Source organism: Actinoplanes cyaneus, from assembly GCF_016862095.1.
In the GTDB taxonomy this organism is placed as follows: domain Bacteria; phylum Actinomycetota; class Actinomycetes; order Mycobacteriales; family Micromonosporaceae; genus Actinoplanes; species Actinoplanes cyaneus.
Window position 1 is genome coordinate 1 of record NZ_BOMH01000112.1, and the last position, 8,144, is coordinate 8,144.

At 70.4% G+C, this 8,144-nt stretch carries 7 protein-coding genes and 1 pseudogene; 4 read left to right on the forward strand and 4 right to left on the reverse strand.

The genetic code is table 11. The annotated features are described in order from the left end of the window. Window positions 1-269: hypothetical protein (locus Acy02nite_RS45595; protein WP_438820880.1), on the reverse strand; the 269-nt coding region annotated here is incomplete at its 3' end. A 45-nt stretch (window positions 270-314) separates the two neighbouring features. Here Acy02nite_RS45595 and Acy02nite_RS45600 point away from each other — a divergent pair. Then, window positions 315-515 (forward strand): annotated as a pseudogene (locus Acy02nite_RS45600) (hypothetical protein); the annotation flags it as partial. Between the two features lie 10 nt (window positions 516-525). Here the strand turns inward: Acy02nite_RS45600 and Acy02nite_RS45605 are convergent. Continuing rightward, the gene (locus Acy02nite_RS45605) at window positions 526-1,485 is read right to left on the reverse strand and encodes a DUF4142 domain-containing protein (protein ID WP_203756388.1); all 960 of its coding nucleotides are present in this window, start codon (window positions 1,483-1,485) and stop codon (window positions 526-528) included. Window positions 1,486-1,935: 450 nt separating this feature from the next. On the opposite strand from Acy02nite_RS45605, the gene Acy02nite_RS45610 reads away from it, so the two are divergent. Beyond that, window positions 1,936-3,282, forward strand: a complete 1,347-nt coding sequence (locus Acy02nite_RS45610; protein WP_203756391.1) for an extracellular catalytic domain type 1 short-chain-length polyhydroxyalkanoate depolymerase — start codon at window positions 1,936-1,938, stop codon at window positions 3,280-3,282. Window positions 3,283-3,486: 204 nt separating this feature from the next. On the opposite strand, the gene Acy02nite_RS45615 is transcribed toward Acy02nite_RS45610, so the two are convergent. Next, complete coding sequence (locus Acy02nite_RS45615; protein WP_203756393.1) at window positions 3,487-4,140, reverse strand: hypothetical protein; 654 nt, start codon at window positions 4,138-4,140, stop codon at window positions 3,487-3,489. Window positions 4,141-4,541: 401 nt separating this feature from the next. On the opposite strand from Acy02nite_RS45615, the gene Acy02nite_RS45620 reads away from it, so the two are divergent. Beyond that, a complete protein-coding gene (locus Acy02nite_RS45620; protein ID WP_203756396.1) occupies window positions 4,542-5,561 on the forward strand; it encodes an aldo/keto reductase in 1,020 nt (339 codons plus the stop codon). A gap of 402 nt (window positions 5,562-5,963) precedes the next feature. Here the strand turns inward: Acy02nite_RS45620 and Acy02nite_RS45625 are convergent, their stop codons facing one another. Beyond that, window positions 5,964-7,031 carry a DUF2855 family protein gene (locus tag Acy02nite_RS45625; protein WP_203756399.1) on the reverse strand — a complete coding sequence of 356 codons (1,068 nt, stop codon included), beginning with the start codon at window positions 7,029-7,031 and terminating at the stop codon, window positions 5,964-5,966. A gap of 324 nt (window positions 7,032-7,355) precedes the next feature. Between Acy02nite_RS45625 and Acy02nite_RS45630 the strand changes: the two genes are divergently transcribed. Beyond that, window positions 7,356-8,144 (forward strand): protease inhibitor I9 family protein (locus Acy02nite_RS45630; protein WP_203756404.1); only part of this gene is annotated, 789 nt, incomplete at its 3' end.

An 8,144-nucleotide genomic window follows, 5' to 3' on the forward strand; every position in this document is an offset into this window, starting at 1 on the left:
CCCGCGACCACGGTCGTGTGCCCGGTGTTCATGACCGCCACGGAGAGGTTGTACTCGCTCGCGAACACGAGGGCGGCCTGCACGTCGGAGGGAGCAGCGACGCCGACGACCACGACGGGGGTATTGGGCACCGCCGGGTTGTAGGCCGCGCACTCCTGCGCGTACCCGTCCTGGCCGGGAAGAAGGACGACACCGGCGACACGGCGGGCGAGTTCGGCGGCGGCGGTCGCGTCGATGTCCACCGTGCCGCCGTTGTTCAGATTCACCATGCACACAGTTGATCAGCGGCGCGCAGACGTGGCGCAGACGAAACGTTGACGGTGTCGCCGCGGTGGCGTCCCGGCCGGGGCGGGTTGTACGTCGTCGGCGACAGTCTCGACCGGGATTCACGCCGGCTCACCTTTCTCGATTCCTTCCCCGCCGGCACCAATCTCCGGTTCCGCGAGCGGTCCGAGTACGACTGCTCGACCTGCCGCGGGTTGCGCGCCTGGCCGCAAGTGATCGAGACGGTCGACCCCTTACCGATCACATCCGCCGCCTCCTTCGCGAAGGCCCCACGCCGCCGGCGGTCGGCTGAGCGGTGAAACCTGGCGCCGAGGCCCCGAACCCGGGCGGACGCTGCCGGTTTCCCGCCCGGCCGGCTTCGGGCGCGGTCGATCTGCGGTGGCGCGGACCCGCGGAACGGCTGGTTGCCGGCATCGCGGGGTTCCGGTTCCGCTTGCGCCTCGCGAGCGTCCAGCGTGCGCGGGGGCGGCCGGGCCGGGGCCGGATCAGCACACGCCATGACAGGATTCCCGCCACACCGCTCGCGACGACCAGCACGGCGAGCCTCGTCCAGGCCGACGGGGCCAGATAACCGGTGCCCGAGCGCGTCTGCGCCATCAGCTGCCGGTCCATCGGCACCCCGCCGGGCAGCCGGTCGGTTGCGCCGGGCGACGCGGCGGCCGGCAGGACCGTCATTCTCAGCAGGCCACTGTCCTGCAGCATCGGCAACTGCGCGGCGGTGACCGCCTCGGCCCGATCGGCGAGCCGGCGCACGACCGGGTTCCGCGTCGTGCCCTTCACCGTCGTCGCGATCGGGAGCAGCTCGCTGTCGGCGCGCCAGAGGTAGTCGACGTATCCGGCGTCGAACGTTGCCCCGTCTCTCTGTTGCAAGGCCGCGAGTGCGCTCTGCTGTTCGGCGGGCAGTGGGGAGTCGAGCGGGACCTTCAGCGTTTCGGCCGCGCTGCGACTCAAGCCGTCGAGCTGCTCGCACTGTGTGGTGACCTGCTGCGTCAGTCGTTCGACCACGGCGTTCACGCTCATTGCCCGGGCCAGCGCGCTGGCCGTGCCGGCCCCGGCGGCGGTCAGGTGCACCCGGCGGACGAAGTCCAGGTCTGTCGAGGTCGCCGGCAGTGCGGCGGCTCGGGCCGGCGCGGCCGGCAGAGTCAGCATCCCGATCAGCGCGGCCACGACGTACCGCGCGTCTGCACCGCTGCCGATCATGCCCTCTCCGCCTTCCAGCCGCCCGTGGCGGAAGCCCGTTCGCCACGGGCCGCTCCCGCACCGCGTCTTCCGGCACGAGGCATGCCTCCGGGCCGGGTAGGGCCCGGACGGAACGGCTCGGAGCCTAACCGGAACGTGGAGATCAACGGCTGGATCCGGTCTTTTCCTAAGGCAATCCTGAACTTTCCGGGATCGCGAACGCGACAAAGATCCGTTGGGGTGGTCCGAAACTACGCCAGCATTTTCGGATCGCATCGCCGAAACTTCCGAAACCTGATCTGCTGAATCTTCTGACATTGTCGCTGCTGGATACCTGCGGATGAAGATCGATTGCCGCGACGAGCACATATTGAGTGTTGTAATTGCCGAAACATGCTTGTTATGTTCCGGTCCGGTCGGGATCAGACCGCCTTCCCCATCCCCGCCTCCCCTCCCGCTAAGGAACCGTTCATGAGAAGACACTGGCGCCATCTACTGGCCTCGGCGGCAGCGATCCTCGCCGCCCTGGTGGTCACCACCACGGTCGTCCCCGCATCCCCCGCCTCCGCGGCGTCGCTGACCGAGGTCACCGGCTTCGGGACCAACCCCACCGGCATCCGGATGTACCTGTACGTCCCCGACCGGCTGCCCACCAAGCCGGCCGTGCTGGTCGCCGTGCACTACTGCACCGGCTCCGGTCCCGCGTTCTACTCCGGCACGGAGTTCAAATCCCTGGCCGACCAGTATGGATTCATCGTCATCTACCCGTCCACGGTCCGCACCGGCTCCTGCTGGGACGTCTCCTCGGCGGGAGCGCTGACCCACAACGGCAACAGCGACCCGGTCGGCATCACCTCCATGGTCAAGTACGTCCAGCAGAGGTACGCGACCGACCCGTCCCGGACGTTCGTCGCCGGCGCCTCGTCGGGCGCCATGATGACCAACGTCCTGCTCGCCGACTACCCGGACGTGTTCGCCGCCGGCGCCGCGTTCATGGGCGTGCCGGACACCTGTTTCCAGGCCACTGCGGGTAACCCGGCCGACCCCACCCAGCAGGCCGGCTGGAACAGCGCCTGCGCGAACGGCCAGGTCTCCAGGACCGCCGCCCAGTGGGGCGACGCGGTGCGCAACTCGTACCCCGGCTACAGCGGCCCCCGGCCGCGCATGCAGCTGTGGCACGGCACCGCCGACACCACGCTGAACTACAACAACTTCGGCGAAGAGATCAAGCAGTGGACCAACGTGCTGGGCGTCAGCCAGACCCCGGTCAAGACCGATACTCCGCAGTCCGGCTGGACCCGCACCTGGTACGGCGATTCCTCGGCCACTCCCCCGGTCCAGGCGATCAGCCTCGCCGGCGTCGGCCACGCCCTGCCGATGGCCGGACAGGCCAAGATGGCGATCACCTTCTTCGGCCTGGACAGCACCTCGGTTCCGCCGTCCTCGCCGCCGGTGTCCCCTTCCCCGTCGGCACCGCCCTCGTCGTCACCGTCCTCGTCACCGCCCCCGTCGTCGCAGCCGCCGCTGCCCTCGGGGTGCACCGCTTCGATCTCGCTGAACTCGTGGACCGGCGGCTACGTCGCCACTGTCACCGTCACCGCGGGCTCCTCGGCGATCAACGGCTGGAGCGTCGGCACCACGCTCCCGTCGGGCTCGGCCGTCACCAACTCGTGGAGCGCCACCGGCAGCGGCACCACCGGCGCCATCACCTTCACCAACGTCAGCTACAACGGCTCCGTCACCGCCGGCCAGAAGACCCAGTTCGGCTTCCAGGGCACCGGCACCGGTCCCACCACCGCCACCTGCACCGCCCGCTGACCTGAGACGTTCTCCGATACCGGCGGACGCGCACCACGGCGTCCGCCGGTATCGCCACCGCTCGCCGGCCGGATCCGTCGAGGCTCACCGGACCCGTCGTCATCCGCGGCGGTGACATCGTCGGTGGCGCGAAGCATCACGGCCCAGCGGACGGCGAGCATCCGGCGACGGGGGCTCCGCCCGGGCGACGCCGGCCTCGACCGGTCAGGCCCAGCTGGCTCGCAGGAGGCCGACCAGGCCCGTGCTCGCCGAGCGCCGCGTTGCCGACAGAAGTGCCTCGGCGGCCTGCGCCTCAGCGGCCAGCAGGGTGGCCGCGGCTGCCTTGAGCCCGGCCTCCTGCCCGGTTCGTGCCGCCTCGGCCTCCGCCTGCTCGTACCTTTGCTGGGACGCACGTACCGGCGGCTCCCAGGCGAGCGGCACCGCGGGCGCCGGCCCGCCGGGCTCGGCCGGGGCGTGCGTGTGCCGCCAGATCTCGTTCAGCTCGGTCACCGACAACTGCCCGCGCTGGTACGCGTCGAGGGCCGCCCGTTGCACGAGCTGGTGGGGTTCACCGGCGGCCTGTGCCCGGCGGCGCGCCAGCCGGTGCCGTAGTTCGGCCATGTCCCGGTCTGCGGCCGCCTGATCCGCCCGGTATTGGGCCAAGTCCGCTTCCTGCTGAGCGCGTTCGGCCGCGGCGCACACCGAGGCGGCATAGGCCGCCACGGCGTCCACCTCGTCGGTGATGGGCACCCCGAACTGGTAGTCGAGTCGGACGTCGGCCCGTTCACTCTGGCGACGGGCGGCGACACCGAGCAGTACGAGCAAAGCCACCAGAACGGCGGCGACCGTCCCCGCCATCAGCCCGGCCAGCATCGACACGGCGCCCTCCTCACCACACCTGCGGCCACCCGGCGTTCCGGACCACCTGTTCATGATCCTCCGACGCCGCGCGAGCCGCCGCCAGCCGAGCGCGAAGACGCGACGCCACCGTTACCAGGTCCCACCCGTGTCATGAGCGGCTGCACCGAGGCAAGGGACGGGCGGTGCGTCGTCCGGCTCCGCGAGGCGCCTGTCACCTCGTACACGGGAGAGGTTCTCGGTCTGGCGGCGAGCCACCAGCGACGCAGGGGTGTCACCACCGCGCCCTCGCCCGACGATGTCGAGGCCGCTCGCGGCGTCACCCAGGACCGGGCAGTCAGCGACGATCCGCGCCGCAGACCCGAGGATTGACCGGACGGACTGGAGGAATACTGAGGTTTTCTCGGCTGAGGAGTCAACTGATGGAGTACCGCAAGCTGGGCGGCACCGGCACGATCGTCTCGACGCTGTGCCTGGGCACCATGACGTTCGGCAACGAGAGCAGCGAGGAGGTGTCGCACGCTCAGCTCGATCGCTTCGTCGAGGTCGGCGGCAACTTCATCGACACCGCCGACGTCTACTCGCGGGGCACGTCGGAGGAGGTCATCGGCCGCTGGCTGGCGACCCGGTCCGGCGTACGCGACAAGGTCGTCATCGCCACCAAGGGCCGCTTCCCGATGGGGGACGACCCGAACGCGGCCGGGCTGACCCGGGTGAACCTGTCCCGCGCCCTTGACGCGAGCCTTCGCCGCCTCGGCGTCGACACCATCGACCTCTACCAGGCGCACGCCTGGGACCCGCTGACCCCGATCGAGGAGACGCTCGCGTTCTTCGACGACGCCGTGCGGGCCGGCAAGATCCGGTACGCGGGTGTCAGCAACTTCCTCGGCTGGCAGCTGCAGAAGGCGGCGCTGATCACCCGGTTCCGGGGGCTCACCCCGATCGTCACCCTTCAGCCGCAGTACAACCTGCTGGCGCGGGAGATCGAGTTCGAGCTGGTCGACGTGTGCCGCAACGAGGACATCGGCATCCTGCCCTGGTCGCCGCTGGGCGGTGGCTGGCTCACCGGCAAGTATCAGCGCGACAGCGAGCCCACCGGTGCTTCCCGCCTCGGCGAGGATCCCGGCCGGGGCATGGAGGCGTACGGCCCGCGCAACTCCGACACCCGGACCTGGCGCATCCTCGATGCCGTCCGCAGCGTCGCCGACCAACGTGGCGCGTCGATGTCGCAGGTATCGCTCGCCTGGCTCGCCGACCGGCCGGCCGTGACCTCGGTGATCCTCGGCGCCCGCACCCTGCAGCAGCTCGACGACAACCTCGGCGCCGCAGGCCTGCACCTGTCGGACAAGGAGACCGCGCTGCTCACCGAGGCCAGCACCCCGGTGGTCGGCGAGTACCCGTACGGCCCGCAGGGTGTCGCTCAGCGCGACCGCAAGATCTGACCCGTACCACGATTCTGCACGATGTGCCGGCCGGGTCGCTCCGGCCGGCACCGGCTAGATGCACTTCACCGGTATCACCGTGCTGACGGTGGTTGAGGTCGCCAAGTGGATCACCCACCGGGTGGACCCTTGCTCCCTTCGGCCTATCTGGTTCTTGATCTGCGGCAACCCTCTGGCCGTGATCTCGCCACGAGCGACATGGCGCGGTTCAGACCGGCCCGAACGACGACCTGGCCGATGTGGTCACTCGGAGACCGCGTTCTGCTGAAGGTGCACGACGCAGAATCCGCCGGGCGGCCGAATGGGAGCGACCCGGCGTGAGTACCCGATGCCTCCGACGGCCGCGGCGCGCCGAAGCGCGCAGGGGCACGAAGGGAGCCCGGCTTACGTGGCCGTGAGCGATCACAGTTCAATGATGTGACCGACGCGCGGCGGGGTGCTGCCCCGGTAGACGTCCAGCCAGGCTCGCCGCAGATCCTGCGGGCCCACGCCGGTGCGCACCTCGAGCCAAGCAGTCACCGCGGCGGCGAAGCGGTGCCAGGCATCGGCGAAACGCCGGTCGAGACCGTCTCGCCCCCAGTCCTGGCGGCGTTTGCGCATCTGCACCGGCGCGAAGAACACCTCGCCGGCCGCGGCGGCGTTCGGAATCTGGTTGGTGAGCCCGACCGCGATGTCTCGCACGAGCAGATCGCCGAGGCGATTACGCAGCGCGGCCCTGGTGTGCGGCGCGCCGGACAGGTCGAGGTAGACGGCCGGTGCGGCACCCACGCCGTCGATCCGGTCGTAGGAAAGAACCTCGTCGTAGCAGCCCAGGGACCGGGCGAAGGCGACGTTGCCGGGCGACGTCAGACCGATCACGCGCGGCCCGCGGCCGTGCAGTTCGACGGCGGCGGCGTACGCGGTCTTGCTGGAGGCCGATGACAACAGCAGTTGCTCCGCCCCGTAGAAGTCATGGTCGGCGACCTGGTCAGCGAGCATGAACGAGGTGAAGAACAGCGGCCGGAACAGGACCAGCAGATCCTCCTGGTCCGCCCGGTACGCGGCGTCGGCCCGAGTCGACCGGTAGGCGTTGTACGGCGACGGCAGGTCGGCCCGGTGGGCGCTGCCGTCGCGGAATCCGGAGGCGTCGATCCGTTCCGGTCGCACCACCAGGTGCCTGGCCGGGGGCAGGTAGCCGTACACCCGCAGCCCCGGCTCGACACCGGCGGCCCGGGAGTCGATCACGTCGGCGAAACCCCACAGCGGTGGCAGGCCCCACTCCGCTCCGAGGCCACGCGGGCCGCCGGGGAAGAACTGCCAGTACCTCATGGACTCGCCGAGGACCGCATAGGTCACGTTGTTGGCGGTGAGCCCGACCCGCCGGACCCTCAGGAGCGCCTCGCCGTCACCCGCCTCGGGTGTGGGTGTGTCGGCGAGAACGGTTCGCCCGAGGTCGTCACGAGCAACGGCGAACGTCCATGAATCTGGCATGCACTGACGCTAGATCCGCAGGCTGGGCTATGCAATTGCACTACGAGTGCAAAATCTCACCAGCGAGAGCAGCCGTAACGGTCACGGGGCGCACACCGCCCAGGGGTAGCGGGGTCCGCTTGGACCAACCCGGCCTCCTGACCGCTCGGAACTGCCCGGCTGTCCACCATGGGTTTGACCTCGGCGAGACCCCGGCGTGCATGGTCGGCAGCCGCTGCGCCCGGCGGCTACATCGATCTTAATGATCTTGTTGCGGTTTCTTAACCGGTTCAGGGTTGGGTGTGGCCATCCATGCAAGTGACTCTCCATTGGGGAAGGGGCCTCGTGGCCACGGGCCTTCGAGCGCTGTCGGCGCTCACTCTTTCTCTCACCCTGACCGCGGTCGGTCTGGGCGGGCCAGCGCAGGCCCGGGCGGGCACACCCCTGCCTGACCTGGGACTTCTGCGCGAAGGACGAACCCCGGCGCCGCTCACCGGCGGCGCCGCGCTTCGCCCGAGGGCCGCAAGCACGACCCTCACCGACGGTCAGTACGTGGTCCGGCTGCGCGAAGCGCCCGTCACCTCGTACAGCGGTGGGGTGGCCGGTCTTGCCGCCACCGAGCCGGCGACCGGACAGGACCTCCAGCCGCACTCGGCCGCGGCCGAGAAATACCGCGCGCACCTGGGCGAAGCGCAGCGTGACGTGCTCGACGACCTCGGGGTGAACGCGCGGCAGACCTACACGACAGCCTTCAACGGGTTCACCGCGGAGCTGACCGGGGCCCAGGCGACGACGCTGGCCAAGGATCCGCGGGTGGCCGCCGTCAGCAAGGCGCAGGTGGTCAAGGCCGACGCGGCGACGCTCGGCGGCTCCGGCGAGACGACCGGGGCGGGTGCGGCGCCCAAGCCGGTGCCGGGCAAGGGATCCGGAGTCGTCGTCGGGGTCATCGACACCGGCATCTGGCCGGAGAGCGCGTCCTTCGCGGCGACCATGCCGGCGCCGAAGGGCTGGCACGGCACCTGCCAGGTGGGTGACGGCTTCCCGGCAACCGCCTGCAACGGCAAGATCGTCGGCGCCCGCTACCGGAATGCGGGCCTATGCTCCGGCCTTCAGGCCGGAGGTGAAGGCCCGCGC

Coding starts and splice junctions, on each gene's coding strand:
- Acy02nite_RS45605 (WP_203756388.1), bottom strand. CDS start 1,485: ATGATCGGCAGCGGTGCAGACGCGCGGTACGTCGTGGCCGCGCTGATC.
- Acy02nite_RS45610 (WP_203756391.1), top strand. CDS start 1,936: ATGAGAAGACACTGGCGCCATCTACTGGCCTCGGCGGCAGCGATCCTC.
- Acy02nite_RS45620 (WP_203756396.1), top strand. CDS start 4,542: ATGGAGTACCGCAAGCTGGGCGGCACCGGCACGATCGTCTCGACGCTG.
- Acy02nite_RS45625 (WP_203756399.1), bottom strand. CDS start 7,031: ATGCCAGATTCATGGACGTTCGCCGTTGCTCGTGACGACCTCGGGCGA.